Source organism: Rhizobium sp. YAF28, assembly GCF_052113285.1.
In the GTDB taxonomy this organism is placed as follows: Bacteria; Pseudomonadota; Alphaproteobacteria; order Rhizobiales; family Rhizobiaceae; genus Rhizobium.
This window is the reverse complement of record NZ_JBFRCX010000002.1, coordinates 385,941-405,443: the sequence shown is the minus strand read 5'-3', so window position 1 is coordinate 405,443 and position 19,503 is coordinate 385,941. Positions and strand designations below refer to the sequence as shown.

18 protein-coding genes and 1 tRNA gene are annotated in these 19,503 nt (G+C 60.0%); 12 read left to right on the top strand and 7 right to left on the bottom strand.

Annotated elements, in window-relative coordinates; translation table 11 throughout:
- Nucleotides 1–100: 100 nt before the first annotated feature.
- Nucleotides 101–505, bottom strand: coding sequence for a DNA-directed RNA polymerase subunit omega (rpoZ, locus tag AB4Z13_RS06295; RefSeq protein ID WP_007820129.1), 405 nt, complete (start codon nucleotides 503–505; stop codon nucleotides 101–103).
- Between the two features lie 297 nt (nucleotides 506–802).
- Here rpoZ and AB4Z13_RS06290 point away from each other — a divergent pair, with 297 nt between their 5' ends.
- The gene (locus AB4Z13_RS06290) at nucleotides 803–1,384 is read left to right on the top strand and encodes a LabA-like NYN domain-containing protein (protein WP_007820126.1); all 582 of its coding nucleotides are present in this window, start codon (nucleotides 803–805) and stop codon (nucleotides 1,382–1,384) included.
- Between the two features lie 39 nt (nucleotides 1,385–1,423).
- Here the strand turns inward: AB4Z13_RS06290 and smpB are convergent, their stop codons facing one another.
- Nucleotides 1,424–1,903, bottom strand: coding sequence for an SsrA-binding protein SmpB (gene smpB / locus AB4Z13_RS06285; protein WP_007820124.1), 480 nt, complete (start codon nucleotides 1,901–1,903; stop codon nucleotides 1,424–1,426).
- A gap of 151 nt (nucleotides 1,904–2,054) precedes the next feature.
- Nucleotides 2,055–2,939 (bottom strand): 4-hydroxy-tetrahydrodipicolinate synthase, encoded by an 885-nt coding sequence (dapA, locus tag AB4Z13_RS06280; RefSeq protein ID WP_439014486.1) that lies wholly within the window; start codon nucleotides 2,937–2,939, stop codon nucleotides 2,055–2,057.
- 215 nt (nucleotides 2,940–3,154) lie between these two features.
- Here dapA and AB4Z13_RS06275 point away from each other — a divergent pair, with 215 nt between their 5' ends.
- On the top strand, nucleotides 3,155–5,233 hold the full coding sequence (locus AB4Z13_RS06275; RefSeq protein ID WP_439014485.1) for a transglycosylase SLT domain-containing protein: 2,079 nt from the start codon (nucleotides 3,155–3,157) through the stop codon (nucleotides 5,231–5,233).
- A 64-nt stretch (nucleotides 5,234–5,297) separates the two neighbouring features.
- Nucleotides 5,298–6,191, top strand: a complete 894-nt coding sequence (locus AB4Z13_RS06270; protein ID WP_439014484.1) for an alpha/beta fold hydrolase — start codon at nucleotides 5,298–5,300, stop codon at nucleotides 6,189–6,191.
- Between the two features lie 128 nt (nucleotides 6,192–6,319).
- Here AB4Z13_RS06270 and AB4Z13_RS06265 read toward each other — a convergent pair whose 3' ends face one another.
- Nucleotides 6,320–7,372, bottom strand: a complete 1,053-nt coding sequence (locus AB4Z13_RS06265; RefSeq protein ID WP_439014483.1) for a porin — start codon at nucleotides 7,370–7,372, stop codon at nucleotides 6,320–6,322.
- 685 nt (nucleotides 7,373–8,057) lie between these two features.
- On the opposite strand from AB4Z13_RS06265, the gene AB4Z13_RS06260 reads away from it, so the two are divergent.
- Nucleotides 8,058–8,390, top strand: coding sequence for a hypothetical protein (locus tag AB4Z13_RS06260; protein WP_113324158.1), 333 nt, complete (start codon nucleotides 8,058–8,060; stop codon nucleotides 8,388–8,390).
- A 138-nt stretch (nucleotides 8,391–8,528) separates the two neighbouring features.
- Here AB4Z13_RS06260 and AB4Z13_RS06255 read toward each other — a convergent pair.
- The 3 genes from AB4Z13_RS06255 to AB4Z13_RS06245 form a co-directional block, all read right to left on the bottom strand.
- Nucleotides 8,529–8,618 (bottom strand) — tRNA-Ser (locus AB4Z13_RS06255).
- Between the two features lie 141 nt (nucleotides 8,619–8,759).
- Nucleotides 8,760–9,977 carry an NAD(P)/FAD-dependent oxidoreductase gene (locus tag AB4Z13_RS06250; protein WP_439014482.1) on the bottom strand — a complete coding sequence of 406 codons (1,218 nt, stop codon included), beginning with the start codon at nucleotides 9,975–9,977 and terminating at the stop codon, nucleotides 8,760–8,762.
- Between the two features lie 86 nt (nucleotides 9,978–10,063).
- Nucleotides 10,064–11,179, bottom strand: coding sequence for a Gfo/Idh/MocA family protein (locus AB4Z13_RS06245; protein WP_439014481.1), 1,116 nt, complete (start codon nucleotides 11,177–11,179; stop codon nucleotides 10,064–10,066).
- Between the two features lie 207 nt (nucleotides 11,180–11,386).
- On the opposite strand from AB4Z13_RS06245, the gene AB4Z13_RS06240 reads away from it, so the two are divergent.
- The 8 genes from AB4Z13_RS06240 to AB4Z13_RS06205 all read left to right on the top strand — a co-directional run bounded on the left by AB4Z13_RS06240 (nucleotide 11,387) and on the right by AB4Z13_RS06205 (nucleotide 19,433).
- On the top strand, nucleotides 11,387–12,259 hold the full coding sequence (locus tag AB4Z13_RS06240) for a MurR/RpiR family transcriptional regulator (protein ID WP_439014480.1): 873 nt from the start codon (nucleotides 11,387–11,389) through the stop codon (nucleotides 12,257–12,259).
- Between the two features lie 93 nt (nucleotides 12,260–12,352).
- Nucleotides 12,353–14,287 (top strand): bifunctional 5-dehydro-2-deoxygluconokinase/5-dehydro-2-deoxyphosphogluconate aldolase, encoded by a 1,935-nt coding sequence (locus AB4Z13_RS06235; protein WP_439014479.1) that lies wholly within the window; start codon nucleotides 12,353–12,355, stop codon nucleotides 14,285–14,287.
- Between the two features lie 24 nt (nucleotides 14,288–14,311).
- Nucleotides 14,312–16,162, top strand: a complete 1,851-nt coding sequence (gene iolD, locus AB4Z13_RS06230; protein WP_113324162.1) for a 3D-(3,5/4)-trihydroxycyclohexane-1,2-dione acylhydrolase (decyclizing) — start codon at nucleotides 14,312–14,314, stop codon at nucleotides 16,160–16,162.
- Nucleotides 16,163–16,228: 66 nt separating this feature from the next.
- Nucleotides 16,229–17,146, top strand: a complete 918-nt coding sequence (gene iolE, locus AB4Z13_RS06225; RefSeq protein WP_439014478.1) for a myo-inosose-2 dehydratase — start codon at nucleotides 16,229–16,231, stop codon at nucleotides 17,144–17,146.
- Nucleotides 17,147–17,162: 16 nt separating this feature from the next.
- Nucleotides 17,163–17,960 (top strand): 5-deoxy-glucuronate isomerase, encoded by a 798-nt coding sequence (gene iolB / locus AB4Z13_RS06220; RefSeq protein ID WP_310382793.1) that lies wholly within the window; start codon nucleotides 17,163–17,165, stop codon nucleotides 17,958–17,960.
- A 91-nt stretch (nucleotides 17,961–18,051) separates the two neighbouring features.
- The gene (locus AB4Z13_RS06215; protein ID WP_113324165.1) at nucleotides 18,052–18,297 is read left to right on the top strand and encodes a DUF1127 domain-containing protein; all 246 of its coding nucleotides are present in this window, start codon (nucleotides 18,052–18,054) and stop codon (nucleotides 18,295–18,297) included.
- Between the two features lie 49 nt (nucleotides 18,298–18,346).
- Complete coding sequence (locus AB4Z13_RS06210) at nucleotides 18,347–19,180, top strand: helix-turn-helix domain-containing protein (protein ID WP_113324166.1); 834 nt, start codon at nucleotides 18,347–18,349, stop codon at nucleotides 19,178–19,180.
- Between the two features lie 88 nt (nucleotides 19,181–19,268).
- On the top strand, nucleotides 19,269–19,433 hold the full coding sequence (locus tag AB4Z13_RS06205; protein ID WP_439014477.1) for a hypothetical protein: 165 nt from the start codon (nucleotides 19,269–19,271) through the stop codon (nucleotides 19,431–19,433).
- Nucleotides 19,434–19,503: the final 70 nt, after the last annotated feature.

Below are 19,503 nucleotides of genomic sequence, written 5' to 3'. Positions count from 1 at the left end.
AATATTATGCCTAAGCTTTACAGGCGCAAGATTGATGATTGGTAATCGTCGATCTTTTGCCGCGCAGGAAGCCCCGGCCGTTCAAGGGCCAGGGATGCGCTTAGTAATCGTCGCTCTTTTCCGGCGGGACGAGACCTTCGATACCGGCCAGAAGCTCCTCTTCCGACATCTGGTCGAAGGTGATCGTTTCCGGCAGGTCGTCCTGCTCTTCGCTGTCGGCATTAGCCGTTGCACCGGCGGCGATCAGGCTTGCCGGATCGGGCTCGGGCTCGTCCACTTCCACATGCTTCTGCAGCGAATGGATCAGGTCTTCCTTCAGATCGTCAGGAGACAGGGTCTCATCAGCGATTTCTCGCAGAGCCACAACCGGATTCTTGTCGTTGTCGCGGTCGATGGTAATCGACGCACCCTGGGAAATCAGCCGGGCGCGATGGCTGGCGAGCAGAACCAGCTCGAAGCGGTTCTCTACCTTGTCAATGCAATCTTCTACTGTGACACGGGCCATTGCCTGTCCTTTGCGGTCGTCTTTTCGGGATTAACACGCCCGATACAATTAAAACCGGGCAAATTCAAGTTTTTCGTTAGGGTCCCCTCGCCTTTATCCGCAGCCGGTCTAAATTTCCATGCACAATATGACATTTCCACCGGGGGTTGCTTGGAATATCCCGAATCGTGCCCTAAATCTTTCATATATGAATAATTCATAAAGTACGGAACAGCTCGACGCCACATCCGCAAGCCGCTGTTTTTATTAGGCTTAGTGGCTTATGGATTTCGATTACTCTCTTTGGATTGGTAAGCGATGTTTGACCCACGCGAAAAAATTGCACTATTCATAGACGGCGCCAACCTTTACGCTGCATCCAAGAGTCTGGGCTTTGATATCGATTACCGCAAGCTATTGAAAGCATTTCAGAAACGTGGATATCTGCTGCGCGCATACTACTATACCGCGCTTATCGAAGACCAGGAATATTCCTCGATCCGTCCTCTCATCGACTGGCTTGATTATAACGGCTACAAGGTCGTGACGAAGCCCGCCAAGGAGTTTACCGACTCCATGGGACGGCGCAAGATCAAGGGCAATATGGATATCGAGCTCGCAATCGATGCCATGGAACAGTCCGAAACGGTCGACCATCTCGTCATCTTCTCCGGCGACGGCGATTTCACCAATCTGGTCGAAGCGCTGCAACGCAAGGGACGCAAGGTTTCGGTCATTTCGACCATGTCGACCCAGCCGCCGATGATCGCCGACGATCTGCGCCGCCAGGCCGATCACTTCATCGATCTTCTGTCGCTGAAAGCCGAGATCGGCCGAGATCCTTCCGAACGCCCGCCGCGTCCTGCCGAAGTAGCACCGGCCAGCGATTTCGAAGACTGAATCTTCATTCACGAATAGCATGATGCTGCAGGCAAAGAGTCAGCCGTTGTCTTTCAACAGACGACTCTTCTGCCTGTTCCAATCGCGCTCCTTCTCGGATTCGCGCTTGTCGTGAAGCTTCTTGCCCTTCGCGAGCGCCAGCTCGATCTTGGCGCGGCCCTGATCGTTGAAGTAGATCTTCATCGGGATCAGTGTCATGCCTTCGCGATTGATGCCCGCGCGCAAACGGTTAATCTCACGCCCGGACAAAAGCAGCTTGCGGCGGCGACGCGGCTCATGGTTGAAGCGGTTCGCCTGCAGATATTCCGGCAGATAGGAATTGATCAGCCAGATCTCACCATCCTCATCGGAAGCGTAGGATTCGGCGATATTGGCCTTGCCTTCGCGCAATGACTTGACCTCGGTGCCCATCAGCACCAAGCCCGCCTCATAGGTATCGATGATCTCGTAGTTGAAGCGGGCCTTGCGGTTTTCCGCAACGACCTTCTTCACGATACGCTGGCTGCCTTTGGGGGCCATGACGATAATTCCATTAGAGGGGCGCGAATGCCGCGCCCTCATTTCCTGTTATCTATGTAGGAGAACGGCCCGGTCTTGTGAAGACGGGCCGGGTTTACGCTTAAGGCATGTCGTTATCGCAAAACCGCTGCACAGTTTTGCGCGACATGCTTTAGTTCAGCAGGCCGGCGTGACGCATAGCGGCGTCGATCGCCGCTTCCGTCGAGGGCTCGAGCGATGACATCAGCGGCGAGCGCACGCTGCGGCTCATGCGGCCGAGCTTTGCGAGGCCGTATTTCGCGCCACAGACGCCGGGTTCCATGAAGACTGCCTTATGCAGCGGCATCAGCCGGTCCTGCAGCTCCAGCGCCTTGGTGTAATTTCCTGCGGTCGTCGCTGCCTGGAACTCGGCACAAAGGCGCGGCGCGATGTTGGCCGTCACCGAGATGCAGCCAACGCCGCCATGGGCGTTGAAGCCGAGAGCCGTCGCGTCCTCGCCGGAAAGCTGCTGGAACTCCTTGCCGCAGGTGATGCGCTGCTCGGAGACACGCTCGATCTTGCCGGTCGCATCCTTGACGCCGACGATATTCTTGTGCGCCTTGGCAAGCGCACCCATCGTCTCCGGCGTCATGTCGACGACCGAACGGCCGGGGATGTTGTAGATATAGATCGGCAGCTTCACGGCCTCGGCGATCGCCGAATAGTGAGCGATCAGCCCCTTTTGCGTCGGCTTGTTGTAATAGGGCGTGACGACCAGAACGGCGTCCGCCCCGACCTTCTCGGCATGCTGGGCAAGTTCGATCGCTTCACGCGTATTGTTCGAGCCGGCGCCGGCCATGACGGGCACGCGTTTGCCGGCAACTTCGATGCAGAGCTCCACCACACGTTTGTGCTCGGCATGCGACAGCGTCGGCGACTCACCAGTCGTGCCGACCGGAACGAGGCCGCTGCTGCCCTCCCCGATCTGCCAGGCGACATGGGCGGCGAAGCTGTCTTCGTCGATCAGGCCGGCATCGGTGAAGGGGGTTACGAGCGCGGGGATGGACCCATTGAACATGCAAAGCTCCTCACGGCCGATATCCTTGCTTCAGCCGCATTCCATGAATAAGAGTTGCGCACCATAGAGCGGCGAAAAGGCTGCGACAAGCGCGCATAGGTCGGTTAGGGCAAATTCCGATAGCAAATGTGAATGAATTTTACCCGAGACGGTAAGGTTTCATTAAGATGCCTCCAGCCAAATGGAGGGGCATGGTTTCGTTGCGAGTAATCCGGATGAAGAGAGCCGTTCTGATCCTGTCCGTCTTCGGCCTGGTGGCCGCGGCATGGGGCAGCGTTGCATCGCCGCTCCCCGGCGAGGGCGCCCCTGCGCCGGCCGTCAAGCCGCTGGGTTTCGTGCCGGAAACCGCGTCTTTCCCCGAAGCGATCACGACCGGGTCCATTCCGCGCAATGCGGCGATCGCCCCCGTCAACAGCGATCTGAAGGCTGGCCTCGATGCGCTCTCCAACAAGGATCCGCAACAGGCGCTTGCCATCCGCAATACGATGGCGGCAGGTACACTCGACCGCCATATCCTGACCTGGGCAATCGCCACTTCCGGCCTGAAAGGCGTTCCCTCCTATGAGATCGCCAGTGCTTCGGACGAGCTGAATGGCTGGCCAGGTCTGGAACGTCTACGCGGCAATTCCGAGCGTGCGCTTTATGACGAGAACCCAGCCCCAGCCGCCGTGCTGAACGCCTTCGGCGATACGGCGCCCGAGACGTGGCAGGGCGCGATCATTATGTCGCGCGCGCTCGTAGCAACCGGCAAGTCTGCGCAGGCGGCAAAATATATCGGCAAGATCTGGCACGGACAGGCGCTCGACAAAGCAACCGAAGACAAGATCCTGGCCGAATTTGCCGGCCTGCTGACCGCCGCCGACCACAAGACGCGGATGGACTACCTGATGTATCGCGGCCGCGTGGCACAGGCCAAGCGCTTCGGCGACATGGGCCAGGCGCAATCGCTCTACAAGGCCTGGGCTGCCGTCGACAACAATGCTGGCAATGCCGGCGCATTGCTGAATGGGATCGATGCGAAATGGCGCAGCGATCCGGGCTTTCTCTTCGCGCGCATCGAATATCTGCGCAAGCAGGACAAGTATCTCGACGCCGCCAAGCTCTTGCAGCAGATACCGCGCGACCGAAGCGAGCTGATGAACTCGGGCGAGTGGTGGAACGAGCAGCGGATCATCAGCCGCGGCCTCGTGGACCAGGGACAGTTCAAGGCGGCTTATCAGATCGTCGCCGCCTCCGTCGCGACGGTGCCGACGGATATCGTCGAAGCGCAGTTCCATGCCGGCTGGTATGCGCTGCGCGGACTGCAGGACCCGACGACGGCCGAGACGCATTTCCACAAGATCCTGCAGGTTTCGAACGGCCCGCTTTCCGTTTCCCGTGCCTGGTACTGGCTCGGGCGATCGGCGGAAGCCGGCGGGCCGGGCAAGGCCAGCGAATTTTTCACCAAGGCTGCGAATTTTCCGGGCACCTTCTACGGCCAGCTTGCGGCCGAGCGGCTTGGACGGAAGACACTGAATGTCACCTATCCGTCGCCGACGGCGGCCGACCGACAGAGCCTGCAGCAGCGCGAGGCCGTGCAGGCGATCGGGCGGCTCGAATCGGCCGGTCATGGCTGGCGTGCGGCAGCCATTTACCTGGCACTGGCCGAGCAGCTTCAAAGCCCTGGCGAGCTCGCAATCCTGACGGCCAAAGCCGAGCAGGCGGGCGACCATCATCTTTCACTGCAGATCGGCAAGATCGCCTATGGGCGCGGTATCGATGTCGCGGCGCTGGCCTTTCCGGTTGGCGTCATTCCCGCCAACGCCAATATATCCGGCTCCGGCAAGGCGCTCGCCTATGCGATCGCTCGACAGGAAAGCGCCTTCAATCCGGCCGCCGTTTCGGCCGCCAATGCCCGTGGCCTGCTGCAGCTCCTGCCGGGCACGGCCCAGGCCGTCGCCAAGCGGAACAACATCACCTATTCCAAGGACAAGCTGACAGCCGATGCCGGCTACAACGCAACGCTCGGCGCGCATTATCTCGGCGAGCAGATCGACGCCTTCGGCGGCTCCTATATCCTGACTTTCATCGCCTATAATGCGGGACCGAAGCGCGTGCCAGAATGGATCGGCCGCTATGGTGACCCTCGCGGCAAGCCTATCGACGAAATCGTCGACTGGATCGAGCGCATCCCCTTCCCCGAGACGCGCAACTATGTGCAGCGGGTGATGGAGAATTACGAGGTCTACAAGGCCCGCCTGGGTCAGACACCGGACATCGAGCGCGACCTCATCGGTGGCCGCGGCGCGACCTGAGGCCGATTGGCAGACTTGCCGAAAGCACGCTACATCTCGTTCTGGCGGACGGGATGGAGATGTCATGGCTGACGCAGTCACGAACGGGTTTACCGAAAAATTCTATGGATCAACCGATGGGCTGAGGCTTTACGCCCGTAACTACCAGCCGACCGGCGGAGATACCGACCGGTTGCCGGTCGTCTGCCTGCCGGGCCTTACGCGCAATGTCCGCGATTTCCACGAACTTGCATTGATTCTGTCGCGCGACGCAGCTTTCCCACGGCGTGTCATGGCATTGGACTATCGCGGACGTGGCCTGTCTGATCGGGATGATAACAAGGCGAATTACAATCTCGCTGTCGAATGCGGCGATGTGATTGCCGCCTGCGCTGCGTTCGGCATCGACCGCGCCATCTTCATTGGGACCTCGCGCGGCGGGCTAATCCTGCATCTGGTGGCGGCAATAAAGCCGGAACTGCTCGCAGGCGTCATCTTGAACGATATCGGCCCAGTCATCGAGCCCGCCGGGCTGATGGCGATCAGGGACTATCTCAACCGTCCTCGCAAACCTCAAAGCTGGAGTGAGGCGGTCGATATCCTCAAGGAGAATCACGGTGCTGCCTTTCCCGCACTTGGTCTCACCGACTGGGAGGGCATGGCGCACGCCATCTATCGGGAACAGAATGGCGTACCTGTCGCCGACTATGATCCGGCCATTGCCGAGCAGTTGAAAACAGTCGATTTCAGCAATCCCCTGCCCGACCTCTGGCAGCAATTCGAGGGGCTGCGATCTATACCGCTGCTGGTGATTAAAGGAGAGACCTCCAATCTGCTATCGCGGGAGACGATGGATGAAATGGCGAAGCGGCATCCGGGAATGGTGCAGACCTTGGCACAAGGCCAAGGCCACGCACCGCTTCTGCATCTCGGGGACATTCCGACGGTGATCCGAACGTTTATCAGTGAACTCGGCTAATTCCGCTCCAGCTCCCCACCTAAGTTTTCACCGACTTCCAGATCGCCCATATGCGTCGGCCTTCCGGCAGAAACGAAAAAGCCCGGCTCGAAAGCCGGGCTTCTCTGAATGACCGAAGTCAGATCAGATTAGAAAGCGCGCTGCAGGCGGAAGTAGCCCGAGGTAACGTCGTCAGCATGTTCCGGATCGAGGTACTGAACCGAAACCTTGGCAGAGAGGTTGTCGACGATCTGGTAATCGATCGTTACGCCAGCCTTCCAGGCATTGTTGTCCGAGAAATCAGCATCGGTCGCGGCGTTAACTACGCCGTAGTTGCCGTAGTACTGGACGCCCGGGGTGATCTTCAGCTTGTCGGTCGCCTTGATAGCGTACTCGGCAGCAACAGCCCATTCAGACTTGTTGTAGTAGGCGTTCGGGCCGCTGGAGTAGACAGCTGCGAGGCCGAGCGTGCCCGGGCCGATAGCAACGGTACCCATAGCGCGAACAGCGCCTTCTTCGTTGTCGGTGTCGTAACCAGCGGTGATCTGGTAGGTGAAGGCGCCAGCCTTGCCACCGAGGCCGATTGCTACGCCGAAGTTGTTCGGCTGTTCGCCGTTGTAGAACGGGCCGTCTTCCAGTTCGTCAACGCTGATGCCAGCGTAGAAGTCGCCGGTTTCGTACTGATAACGGATGGAGTTATGCAGCGTGACCGGGGAGCCGATGTCGTCCGTTTCGCCGGAGAGACCATCGTCCCACCAAGAGTAGAAGAGACCAGCGCGGAAGCCAGCGATGTCGAGGTAAGCAGAGTCAAGCTGCGTCTTCTGAGCCGAAGCGTTGTCAGCATTGGCCTGGATAACGATCACGCCGGTGAGCGGGCCGTATTCGGTGTCGCTCTTAGCCGTGAACTGAACCTGACCACGCGTACGAGCGTCCCAGTCCGAGTCGTTCGGAACAGAACCGCCGCCGCTGGCGCCGATCGAGCTTGCGTTCGGAGCAACGTCAACCTGGAAACGGATGTAACCGTTGATCTTCAGGCAGGTTTCCGTGCCCGGGATGTAGAAGTAGCCGGTGCCGTAAGCGTCGCAGACGCGAACGTATTCAACCGGTTCCGGCTCGGCAGCAACGATTGCGTCAGCTGCCTGAGCGCCGGATACTACTGCCATAGCAGCAGCGGAGCCGAGAAGAAGGCTCTTGATGTTCATAATGACCTCCAATTCAAGTTTCGATCGGAGATAGGATCACGCCTGGACAGCGTTTCCCTGCCCCATCTCCGGTGTTTGAAGAAGTCGGGCGGTCAAGCCCTTGCTTCCGAGAGTGAAAATACAAGACGAAAGCTGTCACGCAATCACCAACTTGTGTTCGGAAGGGGTTTACGAAAGCCTTACCGAAACCCTGTTGCTGAAAGGCCACAAGTTGGGCAACGGGGCCGCCGCTTGTTTAGGCTTTATTAAGAAAGTGCTTATTTTCCCGGTATTTATTGGGCTTTGTAAGAGGGCAGCGCGTCCCGCTGTGCCAAATCGGCACCATTTTTCTGCCAGATTCGGCCTTTTTGCGATAACCGGCTAGCGACTGGCGAAACTCGCCAATGCGAAAATCGAAACCGATTTCAGCTTTGGCCGACGAGAGACGATTGATTTCCGTATGCGATTCGCCCGGCGACCATCGCGATTCGGGAACGAGGCATGCGACAGGGAGAATTTCGAGCGGAGAAAATAGGCGGCGGAAACGAGAAGCCGCGCGCAAAGACCATAACACTATCAATGACGGAAAATGGCCCTCCAACACTGTGGCCGGCTGGCCGGCGATTCCAGGCCGCTCGATCGCTGAAGCCGTTCATCGGAGGTTCACGCCTGGGGGCTCAAGCTGAAAACCTGAGAGGATACGTCGATGAGAAAGCTATTATCAGCACTCGCAGCCGTGGTCCTGGCTGCATCTTTCGCCCCACCGCTAAACGCGGCTCCGATCTTCGTGCCGAGAGCAGAGCAAGTGCAGATCGGCAATGTCGAGCAGGTCAGACATCGGAGCTATCGGCATTGGCGTGCGGATCGCTACCGGAACCACCGGTACGCCTACCGTTCCTGCGGATATTATGGCAGATGCTACGGATATCCGCGCTACGGTTATAGATACCCGCGGTATTACGATCGCGATTATTACGGCTACCGCGATTATTACGGCTACCGTCCGCGGTCAGGAGTGACTTTGTATTTTCGTTTCTAGCCGGCGACACTTGTCCGCCATATCGCAGGGCGCGGCATTCAACGGCCGTCGCCCAGCCCGATTAAGGCAAGCGAAAATCGCGTTGCGGGTGGATTGCCACCGCTGCCATCTATCTGATTTCATTTAACAGAAAATAGATGGCGGAGAAGATGGGATTCGAACCCACGATACCCTCTCGGGTATACTCCCTTAGCAGGGGAGCGCCTTCGACCACTCGGCCACCTCTCCGGTGGGAGCCCTGATATGGGTATTCACCGGTGCGATCAAGCTTTTTTTGAAGTTTTCACACCTCCTTTATTTAGGCGGCAAGCGCGGTGGCGACAGTTCAAAACTGAAACTGCCTGCAGAGCCGGGCGAGCCGGCTCCACTTCAGCCCAGCAACTGCTTCAGGTCGGCCGCAGGATCGGCCAGAACTGCCCGGTCGGGGTTGATACCTGATTCCAGCATTTTCTTGCCCGTCACATAGGCTTTTGCATCGTTGATGGCGTCGACGGCGATCAGCCTGCCCTCGCGGAAATACCAGACGGAGCTCGCTCCTTCGCGGGTGCCGGGGCGCAGCAGCGTGTCGTCATAGCCCATATTGAAGCCGGCAATCTGCAGCTTCACATCATACTGATCCGACCAGAACCAGGGCTTCGGATCATAGGGTTCGTTGCCGCCGGCGATGACGGCGGCGGCGGCGTCCGCCTGATCGACGGCGTTCTGAACCGATTCGAGCCGGATGCGGCCGCCCTGCCAAGGCAGGCTCGCGCAATCGCCGGCCGCAAAGATCGACGGGTCGGATGTGCGGGCGAATTCGTCGACGATGATTCCATTGCCGACTTCAAGCTCTGCCTCTTTCGCCAGAAGGTCGTTCGGCACGACGCCGATGCCGACAATGACGAAATCCACGTCGATGGTGCTGCCATCAGAGAGTTCGGCGCCGGTCACGCGACCATCCTTGCCGATCAGATGCTTCAGGCCGGTCTTTTCACGAATCGACACATCATGGCTCTTATGGATCGCGCGCATGATGTCGGCGGTTTCCCTGGCAGCGACGCGCTGCAGGATCCGGTCGGCCATTTCGATGACGGTCACCTCTAGGCCGAGATGGCGAGCGACGGCTGCGGCCTCGAGGCCGATATAACCGCCGCCGATGATGAGCACACGACGGCCGGGTCGCATTTCCCCTGCCAGCAGGTCGGCGTCGCGCTTGTCGCGGGCGACATAGACGCCTTCCAGATCGCCGCCGATCGCCGCCGGTAGGCGGCGGGGCGTGGAGCCCGTCACAAGCGCCAGCGTGCCATAGTCGAGAACGGAGCCATCCTGCAGCAGGACCTGTTTCGTGTCGCGCTTGATCTGCTCGGCCCAGGTCGAGAGACGGATCTCGACATTATTGTCAGGGTACCAATACTCGGGACGGAACAGCAGGCGGTCGAAGGCCATCTCCCCAAGCAGGTACTTCTTCGACAGCGGCGGGCGCTGGTAGGGAAGCACGTCTTCGGCGCCAATCAGCGTGATCGGACGCGCATCCTTCAGCGCACGCAGCTTGGCTGCCAATGCGAAGCCTGCCTGCCCCGCGCCGATGATCACCAGTCTATCCGTCACGATGTCACTCCCGAATATCAGCTTTTCCACAGGGACAAGGCCTATCCCCTGCCCCAAACGCCGTCAACGGAAGCGAGGCCATTGCCTCAGCCGATCTCGATCCAGCGGCGCTCATGGAAGGACTGTGCCATGGCATGAACCGACTTCTCTATCCTGAGACCGTCTTCGAATGTCACGATAGACGCCGGCTCTCCGGAAATCGCCCGGATCAGCTCGCGGCATTCGATGATCTTGAGATCGTTGAAGCCGAGGCCATGGCCGGGCGCCGGAATGAAGCGATCATAGGGCTGGTGGGCGGGAGCCGCCAGTATCTTGCGGAAGCCCTGTTCGGAGCCTCGTCCTTCGGCCTGATAGAGTTCGAATTCGTTCATGCGCTCCTGATCGTAGAGGATCGAGCCTTTCGAGCCATAGATCTGCAGTGCGATGCGGCCCTTGCGGCCCCAGGCGGCGCGGTTTGCCATCAGCACCGCGGAAATACCGCCGCCAAGGCGCATCAAGACATTGGCCGCATCGTGATTCTCAACAGCGCGGCGGCCGCCTTCCTTCAGAGGACGGTCAGCATAGGGTTTGACCATATCCGTGGTGACGGCCTCGACATGGCCGAAGAGATACCAGAGCAGCGACAGCGGATGGACGGCGAAATCGTCGAGTGCGCCGTAACCGGCCGACAGCTCGCTCTTCCAATAGAAGAGGACGTCAGGATCGGCCATGAAATCCTCGTCCATTTCGACGCGGATATGATTGACGGAGCCGACCGCGCCTTCGCCGATCAGCGTCTTGATATGCCGCATGATCGGGTTCTGGATATAATTATAGCCGAGTACAGCGACCTTGCCGCACTGCCTGGCGATCTGAAGCATACGCTCGGCATCGGCATAGGCAGGCGCCATCGGCTTTTCACACCAGACATGTTTGCCGGCCTGAAGGGCGGCGATCGCCATTTCGGCATGGAACTGGTTGGGTGTGGTGACGGAAACGACATCCACTTCAGGATCGGCAATCAGCGCCCGCCAATCGGCCGTCGCTTTCTCGAAACCGAATTCGGCAGCGCGGGCGGTTGCGAGCCCTGCATTCGCCTCTGCAAGATGCACGAGGCGCGGGCGCTCGACATCGCCGAAGACCGTTTTCACCGCATTCCATGCCAGTGCGTGGCACTTGCCCATATAACCGGTGCCGATCAAACCTATGCCGAGTGGCTTCATGTCAGGGTCTCCTCCTCAAATCCGGAGAATTTTTGGAATATTTGGACCATTTTGACAAGCACGTCCTGATGCATCATTTCGCCTCGCCTTGTCGAAGACTGTCTAAAACCCTTCATTTTCAGCCTATTAAAAACAATTAGGCGGCTTCGAGGAAATCGTTTATGCTCCGAAATATGGAATATTTGTTTCATCTTCTGAGCCGTCAGCATGGATAGTGACCCCCAAAGAGCGCGTGTGCCGCGCGATTTCGAAAGCCTGCGCAGTACGATCATCGAGCGGAAGGCGAGCATGCCGAAACGGTTGGCACAGGTCGCCGCCTTTGCACTCGGCAATCCCGACGAGATCGCCTTCGGCACGACGGCGAGCATTGCCGCGGCGTCCGATGTGCAGCCGTCCACGCTGGTGCGCCTCGCCCATCACCTCGGCTATGAGGGCTTCTCCGATCTCCAGAGCATTTTTCGCGAGCGGTTGCGCGACCGGACGCTGAGCTATGAGGAACGCCTCGTCACGCTGGAACAGTCCGGCGGGGATGACGAGGATGCGACCTTGCTTTCCGGCTTCATTTCGGCGGCGAGCCAGTCCGTGAACCGGCTTGCGGCGACGGTGCAGACGGACACTTTTGCCAAGGCCGTCGATATCCTCGCGGCAGCGGAGACCATCTATCTTATCGCCAAGCGGCGCTCCTATCCGCTGACCGCGCATATGACCTATGCTTTTTCCAAGCTGAACATCCGTCATCAGATCGTTGCCTCACCGAACGGCGTCGATCCGGAGATGGTGCAATTCGCCACGCCGCGCGATGCGGCGATTGCGGCAAGCTTTTCGCCCTATGCCGCCGACAGCCTCACCCAGAGCCAGGAACTTGCTGATCGCGGCGTGCCAGTCATTGCGATCACCGATTCGGCCTTTTCGCCGCTGGCGGCCTGCGCGACACATTGGTTCGAGGTAGCGGAGGCTGATTTCGGCGGTTTTCGTTCACTCTCGGCTTCGATGGCGCTCACCATGGCACTGCCGGTTGCCATTGCCGAGCGACGGCGCAAACTGCAGCATTCAAAACCCGTAAAGACCAAAATGGAATAAACATTCCGAATTGACAAAGAGACGGAACCGATGTTTCATTATTCAAAATTCGCGGGCGTTCCAGGCCGCGTAAAAATCTAGCGGGAGGACATCATGGTACAATCGAATCCGGGCTCACAGCCGGAGCCGACACTCGACGTGATCACCATCGGCCGCTCTTCCGTCGATCTCTATGGCCAGCAGATCGGCTCGCGGCTGGAAGACATCGGCTCGTTTGCGAAGTCCGTCGGCGGCTGCCCGGCCAATATTGCGATCGGTACGGCGCGGCTCGGGCTGAAATCGGCGCTGATTACCCGCGTCGGCGACGAGCAGATGGGTCGGTTCATCATTGAGCAATCGGCGCGTGAAGGTGTCGAGACCAAGGGCATAAAGACCGACAACGATCGGCTGACGGCGCTGGTGCTGCTGGCGGTAGAGGCTGAGGGCGTCTCGCCGATGATCTTCTATCGTTCCGACTGCGCCGACATGGCGCTCGAAGAAGGCGACATCGATGAGGATTTCATCAAGTCCTCGCGCGCCGTGCTCGTCTCGGGGACGCATTTCTCCCGGCCCAATACCGAGGCCGCGCAGCGCAAGGCGATCCGGATTGCCAAGGCCAACGGCCGCAAGGTGATTTTCGATATCGACTACCGACCGAATCTCTGGGGCCTTGCCGGCCATGCCGAAGGCTTCGAGCGTTATGTGAAGTCCGACCGCGTCTCCTCGAAGATGAAAGAGACGTTGCCGGATTGCGACCTGATCGTCGGCACGGAAGAGGAAATCCTGATTGCATCGGGTGCCGATGACGTACTCGGCGCATTGAAAGAAATTCGCCGCCTTTCGCCTGCGACCATCGTGCTGAAGCGTGGCGCCATGGGCTGCATCGTCTATGACGGCCCGATCAGCGACAATCTGGAAGACGGCATTGTCGGCCAGGGTTTCCCGATCGAGGTATTCAACGTGCTCGGCGCAGGCGATGCCTTCATGTCCGGCCTGCTGCGCGGCTGGCTGAAGGATGAGCCGCTGAAGACCTGTGCCACATGGGCGAACGCCTGCGGCGCCTTTGCAGTTTCCCGCCTGCTCTGCTCGCCGGAATATCCGACCTGGGCCGAGCTCGACTTCTTCCTGAAGAACGGCAGTAAACACCGCGCGCTGCGCAAGGACGAGGCGATCAACCACATTCACTGGGCCTCCACCCGCAAGGGCGCAATCCCGCTTCTGATGGCGCTCGCCATCGATCACCGTTCGCAATTGACCAGCGTCTGCGACGAGCTCGGCGTCGACTACAAGCAGATCGTCGCCTTCAAGCGGCTGGCGGTGGAAGCAGCCTCCCGCGTCGCAGGTGGGCGGCAGGGCTATGGCATGCTGATCGACGAGCGCTTCGGACGCGATGCCTTCTTCGATGCCGCCAAGAAGAATTTCACCTGGATCGGCCGGCCGGTCGAGCTTCCGGGCTCCAAGCCGCTACGCTTCGAGTTCAGCCAGGATATCGGCTCGCAACTGGTGGAATGGCCGCTCGACCATTGCATCAAGTGCCTGTGCTTCTACCATCCCGACGATCCGGCAGCGCTGAAGAGCGAGCAGCAGGAGAAGCTGCGCACGCTCTTTGAAGCCGCGCGCAAGGTCGGCCGCGAACTGCTGGTGGAGATCATCTCCAGCAAGAACGGGCCGCTGACCGACGATACGGTCTCGACGGCGCTGGAGGAACTCTATGCGCTCGGCATCAAGCCGGACTGGTGGAAGCTGGAGCCGCAGGCCTCAACCGGCGCCTGGAAGAAGATCGATGCAGTGATTGCCAAAAATGATCCATGGTGCCGCGGTATCGTGCTGCTGGGGCTCGAAGCTCCCGCCGACGAACTGTTGAAGGGTTTCGAGGCCACACTGGCTGCTCCCTCGGTCAAGGGCTTTGCGGTTGGCCGCACGATCTTTGCCGATGCCGCGCGCGGCTGGCTTTCGGGCAAGATCAACGACGAGCAAGCGATCGGCGATATGGCAGGCCGCTTCAAACAATTGACAGAGGCATGGCTGAAAACGCGTGGCCTCAATTAAGAGAGTGAATTTGGGAGGCGCCTGATGGGCAAGACGGTAAGATTGACGATGGCGCAGGCCGTCGCGCATTTCCTTAAAGTACAGATGACCATCGTCGACGGCAAAAAGGTGCCGATCTTCGGCGGCGTCTGGGCAATCTTTGGCCACGGCAATGTCGCCGGCATGGGTGAAGCGCTCTACCAGGTGCGCCAGGAACTGCCGACCTACCGCGCCCATAACGAACAGGGCATGGCGCATGCTGCGATCGCCTATGCCAAGGCGAGCTTCCGCCAGCGCTTCATGGCCTGCACGACCTCGATCGGTCCCGGCGCGCTGAACATGGTGACGGCGGCCGGTGTGGCGCATGTCAACCGCATCCCGGTGCTCTTCCTGCCTGGCGATATCTTCGCCAATCGCGCGCCCGATCCGGTGCTGCAGCAGATCGAGGATTTCGGCGACGGCACGGTTTCGGCCAATGATGCCTTCCGCCCGGTCTCGCGCTATTTCGACCGTATCACCCGGCCGGAGCAGATCATCACGGCGCTGAAGCGTGCCATGCAGGTGCTGACCGATCCGCTCGATTGCGGCCCGGTGACGCTGTCGCTCTGCCAGGACGTTCAGGCGGAAGCCTTCGACTATCCGGAGAGCCTGTTTGAGGAAAAGGTCTGGACGGTGCGTCGTCCGCAGCCGGATGCCGACGAGCTTACCAATGCGATTGCGCTGATCAAGGCCTCGCAGAAGCCCGTCATCGTTGCCGGCGGCGGCGTTCTCTATTCGCAGGCGACCAAGGAGCTTGCAGCCTTTGCGGAAGCGCATGGCGTTCCCGTCGTCGTCACACAGGCCGGCAAGTCGGCGATCGACGAGCGTCATCCTCTGGCGCTCGGTTCCGTCGGCGTGACAGGCACATCGGCTGCCAATGCGATTGCCGAGGAAACCGACCTGGTGATTGCCGTCGGTACGCGCTGCCAGGATTTCACGACCGGCTCCTGGGCGCTCTTCAAGAATGAAGGCTTCAAACTGCTCAGCCTGAACATCGCAGCCTATGACGCGCTGAAGCATGACAGCCATCCGCTCGTCGCCGATGCGCGCGAGGGACTGAAGGCACTCTCGGCCGGTCTCTCAGGCTGGAAGGCGCCTACGGCGCTTGCCGAAAAGGCAACCAAGGAAAAGAAGGTCTGGATGGAGGCTGCCGCCAAAGCGATGGGCGCCACCAATGCCGCCCTGCCCTCCGATGCGCAGGTTATCGGCGCGGTTGTCCGTTCGATCGGCGGCGAGAAGACCACGCTGCTTTGCGCGGCCGGCGGCCTTCCGGGCGAGCTGCACAAACTGTGGCCGGCCACCGTTCCCGGCAGCTACCACATGGAATACGGCTTCTCCTGCATGGGCTATGAGATTGCCGGCGGCCTCGGCGCCAAGATGGCGCATCCGGAAAAGGATGTCGTCGTCATGGTCGGCGACGGTTCCTACATGATGATGAACTCCGAGCTTGCGACCTCGGTCATGCTCGGCCTCAAGCTCAATATCGTGCTGCTCGACAACAGAGGCTATGGCTGCATCAACCGCCTGCAGATGGCGACCGGTGGCGCCAACTTCAACAACCTGTTGAAGGACTCCTATCATGAGGTGATGCCCGAGATCGATTTCCGCGCGCATGCGGAAGCGATGGGCGCCATTGCGGTGAAGGTTTCCTCCATCGCCGAGCTCGAACAGGCGATCGCCGATTCGAAGAAGAACGACCGTACTTCGGTCTTCGTCATCGATACCGACCCGCTTGTTACCACCGATGCCGGCGGCCACTGGTGGGATGTCGCGGTGCCGGAAGTCAGCCCGCGCGGCGAGGTCAACAAGGCCCATGAGGCCTATGTCAAGGCACGCGCCGCCCAGCGCGTCGGTTGATCGGATTGCTGTCATTTTCTGGAGGAGCGGAAGCGCTCCTCCGCGCTATTTTTAAGGAGACTATCGATGAAGGCCAAACTCGGCATGTCGCCCATCGCCTGGTGGAACGACGATCTTCCTGAACTCAGCGACGACGTGTCCCTCGAAGAATGCCTGCGGCAATCCCGCACCGCCGGGTTTACCGGCATGGAGCAGGGTCGCCGGTTCCCTAGCAATCCCCAGGAAATGCTGCCCATCCTGCGTGCTGCCGACGTGACGCTCTGCGGCGGCTGGTTCTCGGGTACGCTGGTCAATGAGGAGCTTGCGGCCAACAAGGACCGCATTGCGCCGATGATTGAACTCTTCAAGGCGGTCAATGCGCCCTGCATCGTCTATGGCGAAGTCGGTCGCTCGATCCAGGGCGATCGCTCCAAGCCGCTCGCGACCAAGCCGCGTCTTGGAGATGACGAGATGAAAGCCTATGCGCGCCGCGTCACCGAATTCGGCGAATGGTGCGCGGACCAGGGCATGCCGCTTTCCTATCACCACCACATGGCGGCCGTCGTCGAGACCGAGCCGGAACTCGATGCCTTCATGAAGAATTCGGGTGCCGGCATTCCGCTGCTGCTTGATGCCGGCCATCTGGCCTTTGCCGGCGGCGACGTGCTGCGTGCCATCGACAATCACCACGCCCGCATCAACCATGTGCACGTGAAGGACATCCGGAAGTCCGTCGTCGACGGGCTGGATCGCAGCAAGCAATCCTTCCTCGATGCTGTGGCGCTCGGCGCCTTCACCGTGCCGGGCGACGGCTCGCTCGATTTCGGCGCCATCGTCAAGCGGTTCGCCGAATACGGCTATGAGGGCTGGTTCGTTGTCGAGGCCGAGCAGGATCCGCGCAAGGCGCCGCCGCAGAAGATGGCGGAGATCGGCCATGCGGAATTGATGCGCGTCATGACGGCGGCCGGTTATACGGTGGAGACGGAAGGTTTCCCGAAGGGATAACGGAGGAGAAACACCAATGCCAAACCTCAAGGTAAAACCGTCGGGCAAGACCGGCCGCGTCACGCATGTGACGCCCGAAAGCGCCGGCTGGACCTATGTCGGCTTCGACATGTACCGCCTGAAGCCGGGCGAGACGACCGCTGGAGAGACGGGCGAGCGGGAAGTCTGCCTCGTCTGGGTGAGCGGCAAGGGCAAGGCTTCGGCCGGCACCAGGGATTTCGGCACGCTCGGCGAGCGCATGAGCCCCTTCGACGGCGCGCCGCACGCTCTCTATATACCGATGGAATCGACATGGTCGGTGACGGCCGAGACCGATCTCGAGCTTGCCGTGTGCTCCGCACCCGGCGGCGGTACCTATGAGGCGAAGGCCATTCCGCCCGGCACCCACCCGCCGGTGACGCGCGGCAAGGGCACGAATGTGCGCCACGTCAACAACATCATGCCTGAGGATGACAGCTCGGCGCATTCGCTGCTCGTCGTCGAGGTCATCACGCCCGGCGGTCACACCTCTTCCTATCCGCCGCACAAGCATGATCAGGACAACCTTCCGCATGAGAGCATGCTGGAAGAGACCTATTACCACCGCCTCAATCCGCCGCAGGGTTTCGGCTTCCAGCGTGTCTATACGGACGACCGCTCACTCGATGAGGCGATGGCCATCGAAGACGGCGACGTGACGCTTGTGCCGAAGGGGTATCATCCCTGTGCGGCGACGCATGGCTATGATCTCTATTATCTCAATGTCATGGCCGGGCCGAAGCGCGTTTGGAAATTCTACAATGCGCCGGAACATGAGTGGCTGCTGAAAGCCTGAACGGGCCGCAGATCGCTAAATAATCTGACAGCGGGCGGGCCGCGCAAATGGTTCAATCCTCCCATTCAAACGCAATGGATGGAGGAACACCATGCGCGGCTCAAGCCTTACCGTTTACTCTCAGACCACTCGCCGGACAGAAATCAGGCAATCCCGTCTTCTTGCCAAACTCCTTGATGGTTTGCGCTGGCTGGCGCGCAAGATTGCCGAGCGGCGCAATCGCAGCGCCGTCATGGAATTGTCCGACGATCAGCTCAAAGATATCGGTCTTTCCCGCGGCCAGATCGAAAGCGACGTGCATATCTCAAGCCACTACTGGAACAACAAAGGATTGTGATAGGCTGGTGCGGCGGGCGATGCTCGCCGCCCGAATTCCGGAAAGACCGATGTCGCAATTTTCGACCGCATTGCTCCTGAAGACGAAGACCGTCACGATCCGTGACATCGTCTGCAATGGCGAATGCCGTCACAAGAGCGACGAGGAATGCGCCCACAAGACCAGTCTCGTCTATCCCTATCGCGGCGTCTTCATGCGCCATGTCGGGCGCAACGACACCGTGGCGGAAGCCAATCAGGTACTGTTCTTCAATGTCGGGCAAGGCTACCGCATCAGCCATCCGGTCGATGGCGGCGATGCCTGCATCGATCTGTCTATCGACGAATCCCTGCTTGCCGAGCTTGCGCCTAGGGATCAGGTACAGGCCGGCGAGTTGTTCGGCTTCAAACGCCAGCGCCGGCGTGTCGATCCGCGCGCGCAGGCGCTTGTCGCCCTTCTGCGCCATGGCCTTCGCCGCAACGTTGCCGAGACATTGGAGGCGGAAACGCTGGCGCTGACGCTCGTACGCCGCTCGCTCGGCGAGCGCACCTCGCATGCGGCGGGTGCCAGTGCCGGACGGCAGAAACTTGTCGACCGGGCAAAGCTCGTGCTCTCCTCTGATCTGGCGCGGCGGTGGACGCTGGCGGAAATCGCGACCGAAGTCGGCGTTTCGCCTGTCTATCTCACGCAGGTCTTCCAGCAGGTGGAGGCGACGCCGCTCTATCGCTACCAGCTTCGGCTTCGCCTTGCCCGTGCGCTCGATCTGCTCGGTGAGTATGAGGATCTGACTGCGCTCGGCCTCGATCTCGGCTTTTCCAGCCACAGCCATTTCACCTCATCCTTCCGCCAGGCCTATGGCCAGACGCCGGCGGAATTCCAGCGCGCGACGCGGCTGCGGGCGTAAAGTCGCTAAAGAATTCGACAGCGACGAAAGGGCCAGCAGTGGTCTTATGATCCTACCCCAGACGGGGACCCAACCGGAGGATGACAAGATGAAGAAGACCACATGCGCTGCCTGCGACTGCGAACTCGGACCTGATGCCATCAGCGTCAAGCTTGGCGGGAAGACCGTCGAGGTCTGCTGCGAGGAATGCGCTCAGGCGCTCGGAGAAGCGGAGGCGGCTGTGGCATCCGCACCTGCAGCAGGTCAGAATTGAAAGCAAGGCCGCGCCGAAAAAGGCGCGGCCTTGTTTCTTTGTTTTACGCAATTCCGGACGCAAAACCGCT

Coding starts and splice junctions, on each gene's coding strand:
- iolE (WP_439014478.1), top strand. CDS start 16,229: ATGAAGGCCAAACTCGGCATGTCGCCCATCGCCTGGTGGAACGACGAT.
- AB4Z13_RS06235 (WP_439014479.1), top strand. CDS start 12,353: ATGGTACAATCGAATCCGGGCTCACAGCCGGAGCCGACACTCGACGTG.
- AB4Z13_RS06260 (WP_113324158.1), top strand. CDS start 8,058: ATGAGAAAGCTATTATCAGCACTCGCAGCCGTGGTCCTGGCTGCATCT.
- AB4Z13_RS06270 (WP_439014484.1), top strand. CDS start 5,298: ATGGCTGACGCAGTCACGAACGGGTTTACCGAAAAATTCTATGGATCA.
- dapA (WP_439014486.1), bottom strand. CDS start 2,939: ATGTTCAATGGGTCCATCCCCGCGCTCGTAACCCCCTTCACCGATGCC.
- iolD (WP_113324162.1), top strand. CDS start 14,312: ATGGGCAAGACGGTAAGATTGACGATGGCGCAGGCCGTCGCGCATTTC.
- AB4Z13_RS06240 (WP_439014480.1), top strand. CDS start 11,387: ATGGATAGTGACCCCCAAAGAGCGCGTGTGCCGCGCGATTTCGAAAGC.
- AB4Z13_RS06275 (WP_439014485.1), top strand. CDS start 3,155: ATGAAGAGAGCCGTTCTGATCCTGTCCGTCTTCGGCCTGGTGGCCGCG.
- smpB (WP_007820124.1), bottom strand. CDS start 1,903: ATGGCCCCCAAAGGCAGCCAGCGTATCGTGAAGAAGGTCGTTGCGGAA.
- AB4Z13_RS06290 (WP_007820126.1), top strand. CDS start 803: ATGTTTGACCCACGCGAAAAAATTGCACTATTCATAGACGGCGCCAAC.
- AB4Z13_RS06210 (WP_113324166.1), top strand. CDS start 18,347: ATGTCGCAATTTTCGACCGCATTGCTCCTGAAGACGAAGACCGTCACG.
- AB4Z13_RS06245 (WP_439014481.1), bottom strand. CDS start 11,179: ATGAAGCCACTCGGCATAGGTTTGATCGGCACCGGTTATATGGGCAAG.
- rpoZ (WP_007820129.1), bottom strand. CDS start 505: ATGGCCCGTGTCACAGTAGAAGATTGCATTGACAAGGTAGAGAACCGC.
- AB4Z13_RS06215 (WP_113324165.1), top strand. CDS start 18,052: ATGCGCGGCTCAAGCCTTACCGTTTACTCTCAGACCACTCGCCGGACA.
- AB4Z13_RS06265 (WP_439014483.1), bottom strand. CDS start 7,372: ATGAACATCAAGAGCCTTCTTCTCGGCTCCGCTGCTGCTATGGCAGTA.
- iolB (WP_310382793.1), top strand. CDS start 17,163: ATGCCAAACCTCAAGGTAAAACCGTCGGGCAAGACCGGCCGCGTCACG.
- AB4Z13_RS06205 (WP_439014477.1), top strand. CDS start 19,269: ATGAAGAAGACCACATGCGCTGCCTGCGACTGCGAACTCGGACCTGAT.